Annotated in this window: 17 protein-coding genes; 7 read left to right on the top strand and 10 right to left on the bottom strand. The window is 56.9% G+C overall.

Features of this window, described 5'->3' with window-relative positions; all coding sequences use genetic code 11:
* Positions 1-4: 4 nt before the first annotated feature.
* The 4 genes from EDC27_RS09035 to EDC27_RS16010 form a co-directional block, all read right to left on the bottom strand.
* Positions 5-3,067 carry an acyl-CoA dehydratase activase gene (locus EDC27_RS09035; RefSeq protein ID WP_123290296.1) on the bottom strand — a complete coding sequence of 1,021 codons (3,063 nt, stop codon included), beginning with the start codon at positions 3,065-3,067 and terminating at the stop codon, positions 5-7.
* A gap of 101 nt (positions 3,068-3,168) precedes the next feature.
* Positions 3,169-4,140 carry a radical SAM protein gene (locus EDC27_RS09030; protein ID WP_123290295.1) on the bottom strand — a complete coding sequence of 324 codons (972 nt, stop codon included), beginning with the start codon at positions 4,138-4,140 and terminating at the stop codon, positions 3,169-3,171.
* A complete protein-coding gene (locus EDC27_RS09025) occupies positions 4,137-4,580 on the bottom strand; it encodes a MerR family transcriptional regulator (protein ID WP_211334838.1) in 444 nt (147 codons plus the stop codon). The genes EDC27_RS09030 and EDC27_RS09025 overlap by 4 nt, the downstream gene beginning before the upstream one ends.
* Positions 4,581-5,322: 742 nt before the next feature.
* Positions 5,323-5,481, bottom strand: a complete 159-nt coding sequence (locus EDC27_RS16010) for a hypothetical protein (RefSeq protein WP_170161725.1) — start codon at positions 5,479-5,481, stop codon at positions 5,323-5,325.
* A gap of 280 nt (positions 5,482-5,761) precedes the next feature.
* Here EDC27_RS16010 and ilvD point away from each other — a divergent pair, with 280 nt between their 5' ends.
* From ilvD to EDC27_RS08980, 7 genes are read left to right on the top strand one after another with little or no spacing between them, the layout of a single operon-like run.
* Entirely contained in the window at positions 5,762-7,423 is a 1,662-nt protein-coding gene (gene ilvD / locus EDC27_RS09010) for a dihydroxy-acid dehydratase (protein ID WP_123290292.1), read from the top strand.
* 9 nt (positions 7,424-7,432) lie between these two features.
* Positions 7,433-8,290 carry a class I SAM-dependent methyltransferase gene (locus EDC27_RS09005; protein ID WP_123290291.1) on the top strand — a complete coding sequence of 286 codons (858 nt, stop codon included), beginning with the start codon at positions 7,433-7,435 and terminating at the stop codon, positions 8,288-8,290.
* 16 nt (positions 8,291-8,306) lie between these two features.
* Complete coding sequence (gene amrS, locus EDC27_RS09000; RefSeq protein WP_123290290.1) at positions 8,307-9,323, top strand: AmmeMemoRadiSam system radical SAM enzyme; 1,017 nt, start codon at positions 8,307-8,309, stop codon at positions 9,321-9,323.
* Positions 9,323-10,006, top strand: a complete 684-nt coding sequence (locus EDC27_RS08995) for an endonuclease III domain-containing protein (protein WP_123290289.1) — start codon at positions 9,323-9,325, stop codon at positions 10,004-10,006. The genes amrS and EDC27_RS08995 overlap by 1 nt, the downstream gene beginning before the upstream one ends.
* On the top strand, positions 10,003-10,479 hold the full coding sequence (locus EDC27_RS08990) for a universal stress protein (protein ID WP_123290288.1): 477 nt from the start codon (positions 10,003-10,005) through the stop codon (positions 10,477-10,479). The genes EDC27_RS08995 and EDC27_RS08990 overlap by 4 nt, the downstream gene beginning before the upstream one ends.
* A gap of 10 nt (positions 10,480-10,489) precedes the next feature.
* Positions 10,490-11,026, top strand: coding sequence for a hypothetical protein (locus tag EDC27_RS08985; protein ID WP_148045720.1), 537 nt, complete (start codon positions 10,490-10,492; stop codon positions 11,024-11,026).
* Positions 11,023-11,607, top strand: coding sequence for a shikimate kinase (locus EDC27_RS08980; RefSeq protein WP_211334837.1), 585 nt, complete (start codon positions 11,023-11,025; stop codon positions 11,605-11,607). Before EDC27_RS08985 ends, EDC27_RS08980 begins: the two co-directional genes overlap by 4 nt.
* Before the next feature lie 109 nt (positions 11,608-11,716).
* On the opposite strand, the gene EDC27_RS08975 is transcribed toward EDC27_RS08980, so the two are convergent.
* The 6 genes from EDC27_RS08975 to EDC27_RS08950 form a co-directional block, all read right to left on the bottom strand.
* Positions 11,717-14,329, bottom strand: coding sequence for an FtsX-like permease family protein (locus EDC27_RS08975; RefSeq protein WP_123290286.1), 2,613 nt, complete (start codon positions 14,327-14,329; stop codon positions 11,717-11,719).
* Positions 14,314-15,012, bottom strand: coding sequence for an ABC transporter ATP-binding protein (locus tag EDC27_RS08970; RefSeq protein WP_123290285.1), 699 nt, complete (start codon positions 15,010-15,012; stop codon positions 14,314-14,316). The genes EDC27_RS08975 and EDC27_RS08970 overlap by 16 nt, the downstream gene beginning before the upstream one ends.
* A gap of 51 nt (positions 15,013-15,063) precedes the next feature.
* Positions 15,064-15,567, bottom strand: a complete 504-nt coding sequence (locus EDC27_RS08965; protein ID WP_123290284.1) for an adenylyltransferase/cytidyltransferase family protein — start codon at positions 15,565-15,567, stop codon at positions 15,064-15,066.
* On the bottom strand, positions 15,524-16,048 hold the full coding sequence (locus tag EDC27_RS08960; RefSeq protein ID WP_123290283.1) for a hypothetical protein: 525 nt from the start codon (positions 16,046-16,048) through the stop codon (positions 15,524-15,526). Before EDC27_RS08960 ends, EDC27_RS08965 begins: the two co-directional genes overlap by 44 nt.
* A gap of 374 nt (positions 16,049-16,422) precedes the next feature.
* Positions 16,423-16,980 (bottom strand): tRNA (cytidine(34)-2'-O)-methyltransferase, encoded by a 558-nt coding sequence (locus EDC27_RS08955; protein WP_245994410.1) that lies wholly within the window; start codon positions 16,978-16,980, stop codon positions 16,423-16,425.
* Between the two features lie 57 nt (positions 16,981-17,037).
* Positions 17,038-17,427 carry an Lcl C-terminal domain-containing protein gene (locus EDC27_RS08950; RefSeq protein ID WP_170161724.1) on the bottom strand — a complete coding sequence of 130 codons (390 nt, stop codon included), beginning with the start codon at positions 17,425-17,427 and terminating at the stop codon, positions 17,038-17,040.
* Positions 17,428-17,623 lie beyond the last annotated feature (196 nt).

Raw genomic sequence — 17,623 nt, 5'->3', positions numbered from 1 at the left:
TCCTTCAGTTGCTCAACTTGGCCGCCAGATGATTCCAGTCCGCCGAACCAAGGGAGGCTTCATGAACGTTTTTAACCACATTGCGAAAAGCTTCCACTCGGGTCAACAAACCGGCTACGGCACTGTGTTCATCCAGTTCTAATATCAACGCCGGTTTCGATTCCAAAAGATGCCGATAGAAATGTTCTATAAAGGAATCCGGGCCACAACTGAAATTACTCAGGTGCACACCAAACCAGTGGGGCGTGCGAGCAATACGCTTGGCACTTTTCAAAATTCGTGTGCCAAGACCCCAGTACATGCGTGGAAAATCGCTTAAATCCTCGCCATCCACGTCCAGCACATCGGCCGGCATGGCCCAGATGCCCAGCCTGGCCAAATGCCGTCCCAATTTAAGGTTCAAGCGTTCGTCGTAAAGGTTGTAGGGGCGGCCTGTGACGATCCACACCGGATCCAGCGCGGGAACCCGTGAGAGAAGCGCACGCCCAAGCTCCTGGACTCGGTTGCGAAACCATTGCTGGTACCCCCAGGCGGCACGCACCGCCGCCGCCACGCGGCTTCGGCTCATTCTCCAGGATTTGGGAAGAGCCTCAAACACCGCGGCACTCACGGCTTCAGGCCCCTGCTTGAGGGAGAGAGTGGGACGCAGCACCCGGTCGTCGGAAATATTCAGGGCCGCCCGCACCATGTACTGGGAACTTTGCACCATCGGACAGAACATTCCTGCTTCCTGAGGCGCCGGAACGGGCATGGTGATGACGTTGGGCAAGAAAATATAGTCCACATGGTCCAAAAGGGTTTGCACGTGTCCGTGAAAAACCTTGACGGGAAAACAGGTTTCTGCGGTCATGGATTCGACGCCCTTGAGGGCGATGCGGTTGTCGGTCGAAGGGCTGACCAACACCCGACACCCCAAAGCCGCCAAAAGTCGAACCCAGAAAGGTGCCCATTCCAAGGCATGAAGCCCCATGGGAACACCCACCACAGGCCCCCCCTTGTCCGGCGATGAGGCGCTGGTGGGTTCCCCCAACACGTGGGCGTGTTCGCGCACCATTTCCCAAAAGAGACGCTGCCGGGCTTCAAAGACGTTTTCCGCAGACGGCCCTCGGTAATGACTCACCTCAAACCGACCACAGTCCCCACCCCAAATGCTCTTTCGCCCGGCAAAATCGTAGATCTTGAGCTTGCACTCGTTATGGCAGTGTTTGTCCGCACGACACAAAGATTCCGTAAATTGCACCGTTGCCTGGGCAAGGGCCTGAAAATCCCGCCGCTTTTCCGAAACCTCGCCCCGCTCCCACGCCTCCTTCACCGCCAAGGCCGCTCCGTAGGCGCCCATGACCTCTCGATGCGGTGGCACCACCAAAGGCCGTTGCAAAACCCGTTCAAAAGCCGCCACCACCGCCTTGTTTAGGGAAGGGCCTCCGAGAAACATGACTTTCTTGCCGACGGGCCTCTTGCCCACCACGCGGTTGAGATAATTGTGCACCACGGCGTAGCACAGTCCGGCAATGAGGTCTTCACGGCGCGCACCCTTCTGAAGATAACTGAACAGGTCCGATTCCATGAACACCGTGCAGCGTTCTGCCAAACTGACCGGATTTTGGGACGCCAAAGCCAGTTCCTGAAATTCTCCGACGATGTTGATCTTCAGCTTGTTGGCCAGTTCATGAAGGAAACTGCCGGTTCCCGCCGCGCACACCTTGTTCATATCAAAGTCCAAAGGATGCGTGGCTTCAAGCCGTATATACTTGGAATCTTGGCCTCCAATTTCAAAGACGGTGTCTACGGTCGCATCCACCGCCACCGCCCCTTTGGCGTGCGCCGTAATCTCGTCCAGAATGAGATCCGCTTGAAGGAAATCCCCCACCACATTGCGGCCCGATCCCGTGGTGGCCACGGCTTTGATACGCACGACCGCGCCCAGCTCCTCCAGTAAAGTGCGCAAAAGTTTCTGCGTGACCTCTATGGGTTTCCCCTGTGTTTGCACGTAACACTTGTGGCGCAAGGTGCCGCTTTCATCGATCAAAGCATATTTCGTGGTGGTCGATCCGATATCCACTCCAAGATAGACGGGCACGGGAACCCTTTTGTCCCGGCCTTCCCAGGACGGCACCTCATTGTGCTGGTCAAAAACTGTCCAGCGCAGTTCCAAACGAGGGGCTCGCGGAAACGCTTCCTCGACAACATTCAGACCTTCAGAGAGTCTTTCCAGGTCCACAGTGTTGCATCGTCCTGCGCGATGACTCAGCAAGGCCGCTCCCAAAGCGCCCAAGGATGTGTGGTGTGGAGGCACTTCAAGAGACGGATAATACTGACGAAACGCTTCCACCTGCAAAGGGTTGGAAGCTACGCCTCCAATGAACACCACCGGCTCTTCCAACCGGCGGGCAGCCACAATGGTGCTCACATAATTGGCGGCATTGCCGTAATGAAGGCCCGCGATAATATTGGGAAGCGGTTCTCCCTTGTTCTGCAAGTGGATCATGTCAGATTTGGTAAAAACCGTGCATCGACAGGCTACGGGGGCGGGTGAACTGTGTTGCAACCCCAAAGCGATGAAATCCTCCAAGGTTTTTTGTACCTTTTCATGGCTCATCTCGAAATCGGCCCCATAGATGGATGAAGCCAGGCGCGCGCTTTGTTGATCTATGAAAGAGCCTGTTCCCGAAGCGCACGGGCCGTTCATGTTGAAAGCATCCAGGTGCCAGGACCCATCGGTATAACTCAGTTGGAAAAGGCAGGCGTCTTGCCCTCCAATACTCACAATGCTGCGCACTCCCGGCGCCACATGCACGGTCCCTGTGACCTGAGCAATGGTTTCCACTTCAAAGGGAGCGCCGAGAAGGCCGGCTATCCGCTCCCCATGAATGCCCGTAAAAGTCACAGAACGCACATGCGCCGCCCCAAACCGGGTCAACACCTCTTCCAAGGCTCGTCGCACCTCGATCATCACCTGGCCAAAATGCCTCACATAAGGCGCCTCCCAAACGATCCTTTGCTCCTCATCGATGACGACCACGTTGACGCTGACCGATCCCACATCCACACCGACATTGAACGCCATGACGACACCCTCCATCACGGCCTGAGATCCTGGGCTTCACGATTGCTCGGGTAAGATACTCGAAGACGCCTCGAGAAAAAAGCCTTTCGGCTACAAGGTCATCACAGCGCCTCGTCGGCCTGGGCCGGCACCACAAAGGGACGCCCGTCAAAGCACCGAACATCAAGAAGGCCGCTTTGGCACAACCTCTCCACAGCCTGCCTCACCACCTCCACCGCCACGCCCAGAGCGTCCGCCATCTCCACTACGGAACACGGCCTGCGCCGCACCAGTTTCACGACACGTTCGTCTAGGCTGCCCTCTTCCCTAACCCTCACCGCCCCTTTGGTTTCATAGCTTCCCACAACATCCACAGGGCACGAGGTAAAAAAAACGGTAGCCCGGTGCATGGCTTCAGCCGTCAATCCCTCCGTGCCCGAAAAGGCCGGAGGTCGAACCACCGTGTTTAATTCTACGCGATCTGGGCCGATCCGCCGCACCAAAGCCGCCAAGTCCCGCAAATGCGCGGCGCTGTCATTGATTCCCTTGACCAAAAGGATTTCCAAATGATAGGCGCCTCGATACTCCCGACGAAACGCCTTAAGACCTTCCACAACCTCATGGAAATCCAAACGCGGATGCGGCCGATTGAGCCGCGCAAAAACCTCAGGGTGCGCAGCATCCAAAGAGGGCACCACGCGGTCTGCGCCCATCAGAGCTCGGCGCACCGCTGCGTCCCACAATAAGGTTCCGTTGGTTAGGACCACCACAGGAATGGAACGGCACAGAGCTTTGATGGCCGGAATAAGGTCACCGAGAGGTTCGTACAGCGTGGGTTCCCCGGCGGAAGAAAACGTGAGCGCATCCACTGAATTGGAAGACCTTTTCAAGAAATCCTGCAACTCCACCAGCACGCCATCCGGTGGGACAAAGGCCTTGCGGTGCAGCTTCAGATGCGTCGTGGGGCCAGACTCGCAATAAAGGCAATCCAAGGTGCACGTCTTAGGGGGAATGACATCGATGCCCAAGGAACGCCCGAGCCGACGGGACGGCACCGGCCCAAAGAGCGTGCTGGTCACGGAAGAGGCACTCATGCTGTGGAGTCCTGGACCTTTTCTTCCATGCAGCGCTGCATCATCACATGGTTCTTTTTCTTGAGATAGACCTCACATTCGGTGCACACGAGCCCTTTTTCTTTGCAGGCACGAGGTACCAAATCCCAGCAGGGCACGGGAAAATTCAAAATCGCCGGACAGCTCTTGCGCACAAACTCCTCACAACCTCGAATCTCCCAGCATGGAGCCACGGTCAAGAGCTTTTTGACTCCGGCAATGTTCAGTCCATCTTCATTGAGCAGGCGGCGCAGACACTTGAGCCACTGCAGGTCATTATTGGAGTAAAAGCGTTTGCCGCCACGGCGGGCCGGCTTGATCAGACCTTCCTGCTCGTAAATGCGCAACGTTCTTGGATGAATGTTGAGTAGCTCGGCCACGATCCCTATGGGATACAGGGCTTTTGTGTTTTCGACCTCCACGACACCTTCCTCCTTCGTGGGTGGGCTGGACAAAGTGACTTGGCAATGCATCTGATATATGATCATGAAGCATTTTGTCAAGCCATCGTCGCAGGACTTTTACCTTTCCCATGAACACTTGCAACCAGTTCCGTCATAGCCGCATGGAAAGCGCCATTCCCGGTCTTTTCCCTTTTAGGAGCAGTAGGCTGTGCCATAAAGGTTCCGTAGACTTCTTTGAACCACGCGCGGCGCCAGCTTCCCACGGCTCCCGCGGTCGAAAGAAACCACTCGGCTATGGGCACGAAAAACCCGTTTTGGCGCGATGCATCAAGGCTTCGGAGGGATTGCCTTTCCAGGCGCAGCGGGCCGTAAGATGCTTGTCGTACCAAGCTTTGGCTGGAACCACCGAGGCTACGGTTTTAAGAAAGGTCACGCCCACGAGGGGAACCCGAATTTCAACGTTGCAAGCCGTCTTGGCCCAATCCCTGTCTCTCGAAGAAGCATCTTGCGCACGGTCTAAATGACTTCCAGCGCGGAGACGGCGCACAAAGGATCGACCTCGTCCTGGACGGTTCGATTCAGAGCTTTCGCGGTTTCAAGCCTTTCCCATCCTTGCTGCGCCTGTCCGAATCCTTGAGCCGAGGCCGTTCCCAGGGCCTAAAGACGGCGCGCCACAGTCTGTACGCCGCTCCAAAACTTTCACCATATCTTAAAATTCCCGCGTATTTGGGTGACGCCACCTGGCGAAGCGCGCGTTCCCCTAGGCCCGCGCCAGGGATTCAATGGCCGTAAAGGGTTTGGCCACCTGGACGATCCTGGGCACATGGCGAAAAGAAGGGTCGCTTTCAAAGATTTCCTCACCGGCACGACCCGAATTGGCCACCTTGAGGCCTCTTCCCGCCGCACTTTTGCTCACCAAAAAAGACGCCTTAGCGCCGTCAGTGGAAGGCTGATCCATGGCATTCAATGCGCGCCGCAGATGGGCGCAGTGCGAAGATCTTTGTGAGTGCTGTTTCGTCATGATTTTAAAAAAGTCGAGTGGGGTCGGACGCCTTTTCCCTTGCCAAATCCTGAAGGGCTACAGTAACCTTTTCAGCCCATCATCTGCCACTGAAACGGAATGGATTTGTGCGCATGCCATGCGCCGCACCGGACGGCCAATGCGCAAAGAGCCTGATGCCCAGAGAGGAGAAACCACGATGCGCAGCGACCTCATGAAAAAAGGCCCCGAAAAAGCTCCTCATCGGTCCCTTTTTAAAGCCATGGGTTACACGCGAGAAGAAATTGAGCGGCCTCTCATCGGGATTGTCAATTCGTTCAATGAAATCATTCCGGGCCACATTCATCTGGACAAGATAACACAAGCCGTGAAGGCTGGCGTGCGCATGGCCGGAGGCACACCTATTGAGTTTTCCACCATCGGGATCTGCGACGGCATTGCCATGAATCATGACGGCATGCGCTACAGCCTGGCGAGCCGGGAACTCATCGCCGATTCCGTGGAAGTCATGGCCATGGCCCATCCCTTTGACGGGCTGGTGTTCATTCCCAATTGCGACAAGATCATTCCCGGCATGATTATGGCCGCGTTTCGTTTAAACCTTCCGTGCATTGTGGTCAGCGGCGGGCCCATGTTGGCGGGCCGAGTCGGCCAGCGTCCCGTCGATTTAATTTCAGTTTTTGAAGGTGTCGGTGCGCTGAAGGCAGGAATCATTGGCGAGCAGGATTTGGAGGAACTGGAGGACTACGCCTGTCCCGGCTGTGGTTCCTGTGCCGGTATGTTCACCGCCAACTCCATGAACTGTTTGAGTGAGGCTTTGGGTCTGGCCCTTCCTGGAAACGGCACCATTCCCGCCGTATCCGCCGCCCGTTATCGCTTGGCCAAAACGGCGGGTATGCGCATTATGGACCTGGTGCGCCACAGCATACGACCACGAGACATGATCACCATGGCCTCCTTTGAAAACGCCATTGCCGTGGATATGGCTCTGGGGTGCTCCACTAATACGGTGCTGCATGTTCCGGCCATTGCCCATGAAGCTGGCTTCACACTGGACCTGGACTTGTTCAACACCATCAGTGCCAAGACACCGCACCTGTGTTCCCTGCGCCCTGGCGGTCCCCATTTTCTGGAGGATCTGAACGCTGCGGGCGGCGTTCAGGGGGTCATGAAAGAACTGGCCAAGATCGGCGCCATCCATTTGGATGCGCAAACCGTGACGGGTTTCTCTGTGGGCAAGAATCTGGAATCCGTCAAGCAGGTGGACCACAATGTCATTCGGCCCGTGGACAATCCTTACCACGCTCAGGGAGGTATCGCCATTCTGTACGGCAACTTGGCCCCTCAAGGTGCCGTGGTCAAGCAAAGTGCCGTGGCTCCGGAAATGCTGCAGCGAACCGGACGGGCGCGGGTTTTTGAAAGCGAACAGGACGCGGCTAATGCCATTCTTTCCGGGGCCATTCAGCCCGGAGACGTGGTGGTCATACGTTACGAAGGCCCCAAGGGAGGTCCCGGCATGCAGGAAATGCTCACCCCCACGGCGGCCATCATCGGCATGAACCTAGGCAAAGACGTGGCGCTCATCACCGATGGCCGGTTCAGCGGCGGCACGCAAGGAGCTGCCATCGGCCACGTCAGTCCGGAAGCGGCGGCGGGAGGGCCCATCGCTTTAGTGGAAGAAGGCGATCGCATTGCCATCGATATTCCGGCCAAGAAATTGGAGCTTCTCGTGGACGAGGCCACGCTAAAGGCGCGCCGAGCGGCGTGGCGCCCAATGCCGCCGCGCATTCAACATGGATATTTGGCGCGTTACGCCAAAATGGTCACCAGTGGCGCCACAGGGGCGATATTGTCCCATTAGGGAGGGTTCATGGGATACATCTTTCGTCTGGAAGATGCCCAGAGGATGGAGCAGTGGGCCATGACAGAACCCGGGCGCACGGTCCTGCGCCTAGAACGTCATCTGCTCCAACGCCTCTGGAACCCACCTGGCCCTCAGCGGGTTCTGGACGTCGGATGCGCCACGGGATTGACACTTCGTTGGCTCGCGCACCTCGGGCATGCGGTCACCGGTGTGGAGCCTTCTTGGGAGCTGGTGCGCCACGCCCAGAGAAATCTGCCGGAACGCATCGAAGTCCATCACGGATTTGCCGAAGATCTGCCATTCAGCGACAACGAATTTGATACCGTCACTTTGATCACCACGCTGGAATTCGTGGAAAACCCCCGGGCCGCCCTGGCCGAGGCGTGCCGCGTGGCGCGCCGCCACGTTCTCATCGGCACCCTCAACAAATGGTCCCTCACCGGCTGTTACCGCCGCATGGAATTCCTGTGGAAGCCCTCTGTGTACCGCCATGCGGCTTTTCTTTCAGTGCTTTCTCTCAAACGCCTGCTCCAAGACGTCCTCTACGGTTCACCGGTGTGCCACTGGAGAACGTGTCTCGTCTTCCCTTTGTGGCTCACAAGACAGGTGGAGATGCTGGAAGACCATCCTTTGTTTCAGTACCAGCCCTTTGGGCATTTCTTGGCCATGCGCGTGGATCTTCGATCCGTGCACAGGCCGGTTCAGGAACCGCTCATGGAGCCTGTGGTGGGAATCGGCCCTTCGGGCACAGCTCGATCCTGCTGGCGTCTTCACGGCCAAGGCGGTCGTTCCACTCCATCTGATGCTCCAGGCCTAGGCTGCGCCGGGCACGTCACCCATACCTCGCCGGGAATAGGTCAATAGGATGAGGTAAGCGGCTATGCATGAAGCGCGCTTTTACACTTCGGAAGAAGCCAAGGCCGTACGATGCTCTCTGTGCGCGCACCGATGCCTGATCAAGCCGGACAAAACCGGCATGTGCGGCGTGCGCCACAACCACGATGGCCGCCTTTACTCCTTAGTCTATGGAAAACTGATCGCCACCAATGTGGACCCCATCGAGAAGAAACCCCTTTTTCATTTTCATCCTGGGAGTCTGAGCTATTCCATTGCCACAGTGGGGTGCAACTTTCGATGCCTGTTTTGCCAAAATGCGGACATCTCCCAGGCCCCTCGAGATCAAGGAGCCATCCTGGGCCGGGATCTTTCGGTGCACGCCGTGGTGCAGGACGCTTTAAAAACACGATGCACCAGTATCAGCTATACCTATACGGAACCCACCATCTTTATGGAATTCGCCATGGATGTGGGGATCGAAGCAAGGAAAAAGGGGTTGAAGAATGTCTTCGTTTCCAACGGTTACATGACGCCGGAGGTGCTACAGAAAGCGGCCGAAACCTTTCTCGATGCCGCCAATGTGGATTTGAAAGCCTTTCGCGATCGGTTCTACAAGGAGCAGTGCGGTGCGCGCCTAGAACCGGTCTTGGAGACACTGCGAGGCATGAAACGCTTGGGCATCTGGCTCGAAGTGACCACGCTGCTCATTCCCGGCCTCAACGATGACCCGAAAGAACTCAAGGAACTCGCCGAGTTTCTTGTTGACCTGGGACCGGAAACGCCTTGGCACGTGAGCCGATTTCATCCCACCTATCGGTTGACCGACCGGCCATCCACACCCCTGACCACGCTGCGCCAAGCTCGAGAGATCGGCCTCAAAGCGGGCCTGCACTATGTGTACACGGGTAACGTGCCGGGGGATGAAGGCGAAAACACCTACTGCCCTCAATGCGGCGCTCTGCTTATGAAGCGTTACGGCTTTTCCACTAAGCCTCAGGGAATCCTCAAAGGAGCCTGCTCGGCATGCGGGGCGTCCATTCATGGAGTGAACTTGCCGTAATGAGGCCACAGCCTGCCCTTATCTTGCGCCGTCTCTTTGAAACCCTTCTCGCCGCCTTTGGTCCTCAAGGCTGGTGGCCTGCCGACACGGCCTTTGAAGTCATCGTGGGCGCCATTCTTACGCAAAACACCGCGTGGAACAATGTGACCCTCGCCATCGAACGCCTCAAAGCCAAGGACCTTCTCAACCCTCAAAAGATCCTCTCCACAGACCCAGAAAACCTGCGCGAGTGCTTGAGACCCTCGGGCTTCTTTAATCAAAAGGCCCGTTACCTGCTGGCCTTTTGCCGACATCTTCAATCGCATCACGCAGGAAACCTCTCGGCCTTTCTCGCTCAGGACATGGCTGCGTTGAGGCAAGAACTTCTCGGTATTCCCGGAATTGGCCCTGAAACTGCCGACAGCATCATTCTCTACGCCGCCCACCAACCGAGCTTTGTCGTGGATGCCTATACTCGGCGCATCCTCGCCAACCACGGCCTGGTGCCCTCCACCATCGGCTACGAAGCGCTACGGCACTATTTTATGGACGCTCTGCCTGCCGATGTGTATCTTTTCCAAGAATTTCACGCTCTGCTCGTGCGTGTCGGGCATCTTTATTGCCGAAAAAAACCACGTTGCGAGCCATGCCCCGTGAACGCCGCGTGGCTTGACGAACCAATGGAAACGAGGAGTCTGCCATGATTCAACTGAAGAAAATTCTGGTTCCCGTGGACTTTTCCGAATTTTCCCAAAAAGCGATTCGCTACGGAGTGGAAATCGCTCGGGACAGACAAGCTTCCTTGACCATCATGCACGTGATCAATCAAAGGATCATCGATGCCGTCCACGAGCTGAGCGTGAAGGGGTACAAGGGGGATTTCGTGGAGGCCATGCGCAAGATGATCCAGGATCGAGAACAAGAACTTCATCAACTGCTGCCTATGGAATGGCAGGAAGGGGTTCCCGAAATTCACTTTGAAATCCGCAAAGGCCGTCCTTCAGAAGAAGTCATTAATTATGCTAAGGAAAACACCATCGATCTCATCATAGTGGGCACGCACGGTCGTTCCGCCCTCATGAGCACTGTGATCGGCAGTGTGGCCAACACCGTGGTGCTGAAGGCTCCGTGCCCCGTTTTGGTGGTTCGAGAACTTGAGCATGATTTTGTGACATAACAGAATGAGCTTGCCCTCTACCTTTCGGTCGCCGTGGGCTGTCGTGGCCGACGCCCACTGGCGGGGATTTTTCCAATACCTGGACGCCCATCTTCAGGCCAAAGCCTTCGCGGAACTTCGATCCTTGGCTCATCGGGCGCTTCAAGCCATTGAAGCCCTGGATGCCTTCATGTCCCGCTACTGTGCCCAGACGTGCTCGCATTGCGCCGATGTGTGCTGCACGGCCTTGCGTGTCGCCTACAACGTCACGGATCTGCTTTTCCTTTGGGGTTTGCACGACGCTCTGCCTTTGGGGCAAACCCGCCGCCACGACGGGGATCCGTGCCGATACCTCACTGCCATGGGCTGCGCCCTACCTCGGTATCTTCGACCCTATGTGTGCACATGGTTTTTCTGTGAAGCTCACATGCAGCTCTTTTCCATGGAACCTCCTCGGTTTCAACGGCGTATCTTGACCGTTCTTCAGGACATGCGACAGCTTCGCTGGGCCATGTACGAAACCGTTCAACCGTTCCCTTTGGCTCACGACATCAAGGAATTACCATGACCATCGGCAACCCTCATGGCGGCTCGATGCTGGGTCGTGTGCCCGGTGAATCGTCATGCTATGCCCCCAACCTCGTGCTCATCGGTATGCCCGGTGTGGGCAAGAGCACTCTGGGTGTCCTGGCGGCCAAGCAGTTGGCTGCCCCTTTCGTGGATACGGATCTCATCATTCAAGCCGCTCACGGAAAACGCCTCCAGGAAATCATTCGCGAAAAAGGCCTGGCGGGCTTTCGAGCCATTGAAGAAGCCGCCGTGTGTTCCCTCACCGTCTTCGGCACCGTTATCGCCACGGGAGGCAGTGTGGTTTACAGCGCAAAAGCCATGGAACACCTTCGCGCCCGTGGATTCATCGTATGGCTTGACCTGTCCTTGCCTTTTCTGGAACAGCGCTTGGGGGATCTGGACGCTCGGGGAGTGGTTCGAGCCCCAGGCCAGTCGCTTCAAGGACTTTACGAAGAGCGCCAGCCCCTCTATGCGCTCCACGCTCAGGCTCACCTTCTCCTGGACGGCCTCAACCACGAGGACGCCTTGCAGGCGCTTTTGCATGTCCTTCAAACTCAAAAATTTTCCATGGGCCCATGAAAATTTTGTGGCGGATTTTTCACGAAAAGGTCCGGTCAAAAAGTTCTACCTAGACTTCGGCAAGGCGTGCTTTGTGCGCACTGAGGACGATGGCCTTGTTTTGCAGCACTCAATGGTCGTCCTCTCGAAGGAGCACAACCGGGCTGTCACGAAAAGCCAAGCGCTGTGCCGGCACGGTGGCCACGAGCGACGCCGCCGCAATGAGGGGCAAAGCCACCCCGAGTTGGTTCCAGGCCACGTGGTATAGAAAGGTCCAGCCGAAGGACTGGGCGTTGATCACCTCAATGAGAATCGTGGACAGGACAAACCCGCAGGCAACGCCCAAAACGAGCCCCGCCACGGCCATGAACAGGGCTTCCCAAAGCAGCATGCGGCGCACCTGGCCCGGGGAGGATCCGACGGCGATGAGGGTGTTCAAGAACACCGAGCGTTCCAGGACCATGATGGTCAAGGTAGTCATCATGCCCAGGCTGGCCACCATGAGGGCCATGACCAAAAGGACCGTGGTCACGGCAAAAGTTTGGTCAAAAACCTGAAGGATGTCTCGCCGAAGGCTTTTTCCCACCATGACGTCCGGGGCGTCACGGGCACCGAAACGCGTAAGGATTTCGTCCCGAATTTCGAGAGCACGCTGGACTTTGGCCTCTTCCGATCCGGGGAAAAACAGCCGCGCGCCGCTCCATGCCCTGTCCTTCGTTCGATTGTGCAGCACCCTGAGGTCCGTGTAGATGACGGCGCTTTGGGTTCGGTAGTCCCGGTACACGCCGACCACGCGGAATTCCATGGGAACACCCAGAACGCTCAATGCCATGCGATCACCTACGCCAAATCCCGTTCGATTGGAAAAGACTTCACTCACTATCACGCCATCTCCGGCCTTCATGGCGTCGTAGGCGTCCTGAGGATTCCCTTTGAGAAAAAGAAACCCTCCATGGCGCTGCAGCCGATCCAAGTCGATCCCTTCCAGGGCGCAGTCCACACCACGGTAACTCATGGCGATTCTTCGATAGGCCACCACATCGACATCGGGAATGTTTCGAAGAAAATGAACCAGGTGCGCCGGCAGCGGATCCCTATAGCCGTTCATGTCGGCCATCATGGGACGCACAAAAAGATCCCCGCTCACCGTCTGATACACCCAGGCTTCCACCGTCTTTCGAAAGCTGGAAATCATGATGACCAGAGCCGTAAAAAGTCCTACGGCGGTGATGAGGGCGCCGACGGAGAGGGCCACGCGCGCGCCGGCCCTTTCCAGCTGCCTGAGTGCCAGCACGCACGGCTCACCGCCCAGGCGCCGCACGAGAGGGGAAGGCAGCTTGGAAAGGCGCTTGAGCACTCCTGGAGCGAGAAGGGAAAAGCCGCAAAAGAGAAAAAAAACCGCCGCATACCCCGCCACGGGAACCCCCTGTAGGGGCGGCATCATGCAAAGAGGCAAGACCGTGGCGAGCAGACCAAGGCCCGCCATGGTCAGGCGTCGAACTTTTGTTTCCGATTCCGCTCCCGCACTGCGAGGGCGAATGGCTTCCTGTGGAGGCACCCTCATCATGGAGTGAGCCGGCTGCCAAGCTGCCAAGGCCGCAACCCCGGTGGTGAGCACCACGGAGACCGCCACGTCCCAGAAGTTTAAAGACACCGTGCTGACGTCCACGCGCGCAAAAAGCAGGGTGACCGTCGCGCTTACCGCTTGCAGCAAGTCCCTGGAAAAGGCCAAGCTCACCGGAATCCCTATGGCCCAGCCCAGCAGGCCTAAGACCAGCCCATCCAAGATAAAGACAAAAAAAACGAAACGGGCCGACGCGCCCAGTGATCGCATCACGGCCACTTCGCGTCGTCGAGAAACACTGTTGAAAGCCGTGAGGCTGTAGACCAGAAACATGCCCACAAAAAGGGACACAAAACTGAGGACCGAGAGGTTTTGTTCGTAGGCCGCCACCATGGACCGCGATGATCGTGTCCGATCCACGACCCGATCCAAGGCGTAGCTCGAACCTAAAAGGTTTTCCAGTTCCTGGTACCCCGTTTCGCTTCCACCTTCGACAAAAACTCCTTCCACACGATCCACGCGTTCAAACTGCCCGAGGAATTCCTGAACCGTCGCCACATCCGAAATCAGCATGAGGCCCCCATGAGCCAATCCCAGGCCTTCATCCTTGAGAATCCCCAAGACCTTGAGGGTCCTGCGGCGGTCCTGATAGTGGACCGTGATGGCCGATCCGGCCTCTAGGCGTAAGGCGCGAGCCAGGGTCGATCCGACAAAAACCGTATCGGGATCGCTCATGAGGCGCATCCACCTCTGCGTCTCTTCCGGCTTTTCGAGACGCTGCACCGCCCAGGGCCTCAAGGGGCGATCCAAAATGGGGTCTAGACCCACCCAGCGCGCCACGGCGGCGCCCTCGGCCCCTCGATGTGTCGACTGGACGCGAACCATAAGAGATAGAATGGGAGAGGCGGTTTCGATGTGCCGCATTGACAACAGGTCGCGCACCAGGTGAGACGGGACGCCTTCCCCCGGGCGGGTCACCACAAAGTCAGCCCTTCCCGACACGGCGCCCATGCTTCGTTCAAAAGAACGCACCGACGTGGTCGTGGCAAAGCGCACCGCCACAAAGATGCCGGCCCCTAGACTCAGACCCACAATCACCGCCGCAGTGCGCCACAGATGCCGCCGAGCGTAGCGCAGAGAAAACCAGCCGTAAATGCGCAATCCTAGGAAGAAAGACATTGATCGTTCACGATGGTCCCATCTTGTAGACACAGTTGCCGCGTGGCCACATCATCGGCGATGGAGCTGTGCGTGGCCATGATAATGGTGCGGCCGTGATCGCGATGCAATGAACCCAAAATATCCACGACGCGAGCCCCGTTGCGACTATCCAGATTGCCTGTGGGTTCATCGGCGAGAATCACGAAAGGATCATTGATAAGGGCGCGAGCAATGGCCGTGCGTTGCGCCTCACCCCCCGAAAGTTCCCCGGGCAGGTGATGCAGCCGATCCTGCATGTCCAGCCATTGAAGCCAATGCAGGGCCTTGGCCCGGGTGGCCTCGTAGGAGGCTCCGGCAAGGAGCGCCGGCAGACAGACGTTTTCCAAAACCGTCAAGGTGGGTAACAGATGAAAACTCTGGAACACAATTCCCACCACTCGGCGCCGATATTGGGTGAGTCCCCGTTCACTCAAAGCCACCACATCAATCCCGGCCACATGAAGCTGTCCAGACGTGGGCCGATCCAAGCCACCTAACAGGGCCAAAAGGGTGCTCTTACCGGAGCCGCTGTTGCCCTTGAGGAGCACAAATTCACCGGAAGATACCGTAAAGGTCACGTCCTTGAGTGCCACGACGCCCACAGGGCCCAAAGGATAAACCCGTGTAAGGTTTTTGGCTTCAATGATGGAGGAGAGGTTCATGAAAGGGTCAGCGGTTCAGGTTTCACGTCTTTTCGGCGTTCAGGCTTCGTCTCAAAAACGCGTTGACGAGGAAGAGACTTGCCCCAGAATTTTTTCAATGAGCCCCGACGTGGAATAGCCTTTCAGGACAGGAATGCGCACCACCGAGCCTCCCCGGCGCATGACCCAATCGGCCCCCACGATGCGATCCACCGGCCAGTCCGCTCCCTTGACCAGCACATGGGGGTTGAGGGTCTGAATCACGGCCAGAGGATCCGGAGCATCAAAGAGCACCACGCAGTCCACGCAGTGCAAGCCCGCCACCAGTTCCGATCGCGCCTTTTCGTCTACCACGGGCCGATGAGGTCCTTTGATGCACCGCACGGACGCGTCACTGTTCACGGCGACCACCAGATAATCGCCCAGGGCGCGAGCTTCTTCCAGGTAGCGAAGATGTCCTATATGAAGCAGATCAAAGCATCCGTTGGTGAAAACGACTCGCAGGCCTTGATCCCTAAGGTTTCGGCACTTTTCAGCGGCTACCTTTAGCGGTATGACTTTTTCCCTCGCCCGCATTTTTGGCATTGTCCTGAATCGCGTTGGAATTCCGCGTCATCTCGCGCAACAGCCGCTCCGCTTCTTCTCGAGGTGACTCGGACGTCAGGCTCACGTGTTCACTTTCCAAAGCGTTAATAATGCCCTCCAGATACATCTTGATCCAGAAAGGTAGACTGGCCTGGTCTGCATTGGTCACCCTAATGACGCGCCCGGGGTCTTCCACGAACACCTCGCCGCCAAAAATCCTCTTCAGAGACAACAGCGCCTGTCGCCCTTTGCCGCGTCGTTTTGGGCCTTCCACTTCCAGATGGTAAATAGTGATCTCTTTGGTGCCGCGAGAGGACAAGGATACACTCAACTCTCCCCAAAAGGCTCCAGGTTTGCGAAACCGAAGCACTTCCAGGGGACCGTGCCCCTTGAGAATGGTCAGGAGATCCTTAATGGTCAGATCACCATGAGCAGCTCTCCAAATGATGCCTTTCCATTCGATTTCCGCCACTTTCTTTTACTCCAGATGTTCGACACAGTCGCAGGGATGAAGTGGAGGTGGGCGTGGGTTTGCCTTCGCCCAGCTTCCTTTCCGCTTCTCGAATGGCACGCCTGAGGTCGCGCTCCCACATGGACGTATTGTGAGCGGAAGATTTGGCAATGACGAAAGAACTTAAAGGAGGATCTTTTTTCGAGCAGTCCCTGCTCTCAAAAAAAACCACTCAGTAATGGGTCCCTCGGCCCACCACCACGGTATAAAGGGCCATTTCCTCGATTTCAGGACACAGTTCGATCATTTTCACCACAAGGCTTTCTCTGGGCAGCATCTCCATGGAATCCCTTTGCTTTACGGTCTGACGACCGCGTTCCGGGTGAGAGACCCAATTATAGGGATAGCGCCGCCTGTGGCCGACTTGGCGCCAGCTGTCCTTTGATTTGTCTTCGTGCTTCAAAGAGCGCGATGCCCACCGCCGTGGCAAGATTGAGGCTGCGCACATGGGCACTATCCATGGGAATCCTCAGCGCCCTGTCGGCATGGGCTTCAAGAAGCCACGCCGGTAAACCTTGCGTTTCGGAACCGAACACAAGACAATCCCCTGGCATATAGACGAATGCATCGTAGTCCAGGGATGCCTTTTTGGAAAAGAAAAGAAGCCTTCGCCCCTCCATGTGGCGAAGGAAATGCTGCAGCGAACGGTGAACGGTCACGTTCACGTAGGGCCAATAGTCGAGTCCCGCTCTTTTCAAATATCGGTCGGTGAGGCGAAAACCCAAAGGTTCCACCAGATGAAGGGGCACATGGACGGCGGCACACGTGCGCGCCACATTGCCGGTGTTGGGAGGTATTTCCGGCTCCACCAAGGCCACCTCCAAAGGCGCTTGGATCGCCTGAACCGACGGTCCCTTCGTGCCGCCAAAGCCCGAAGCATCTCGTGAACTCACGCCCCTTGTGCACTCCCGCTACGGCCTGAGGGTTAAAACGCCCCTGATGAAAAAAGTCTACTGCCTTTGCCCCCGAACGGCTCGAACAAAATGGTTGGCGTATTTTTGTTCCACCACATAGAAATCGCCGTAATAAAAATCGGCATAAACCGACTTATGGTGGCCCACCTCCGTGCAGCTCCACACGCAGCGCTGATCTCCAAAGACGGGGTCGATGTAGAGACCAGTGGAGGGATTTTCCTCTGCCATTAGCAACGTGGCCAATTCCTCTTGCGTTGGATATCGCCAGTCGTCAAATCCACCCCACCCGCTTCGGTTGAGCTGTTCAATGTAGGCAAATCCTTCAGGCCACATGAGCCGGTCGAGGGACGCTTCCCGTTGCCACATGAGCCCTGTGTGACGATCCATAACGATCACGTCTTTGAGCAGGGTGAACCGTGCCGTCATAGGCCTCTCCTCATCGTGAAAACCGAATGAATGGGTTGCCTGAAACCGCAAAACATGGGAAAAGCAGTCGGTCTGCAGCCCGTCGTTCATGGTGCCCCCAACCATTGTAGGTGCATCGGATCGTTCCAAAATGGAGCTTTCATACACTAAAGCGCCTCAAGTGCGCAAACGGCAAATGAAACTCCGAGAGATGTTG

It is taken from the genome of Desulfosoma caldarium, assembly GCF_003751385.1.
In the GTDB taxonomy this organism is placed as follows: Bacteria; Desulfobacterota; Syntrophobacteria; order Syntrophobacterales; family DSM-9756; genus Desulfosoma; species Desulfosoma caldarium.
The sequence above is the reverse complement of the archived record's forward strand: the minus strand, read 5'-3'. Positions and strand labels throughout refer to the sequence as shown.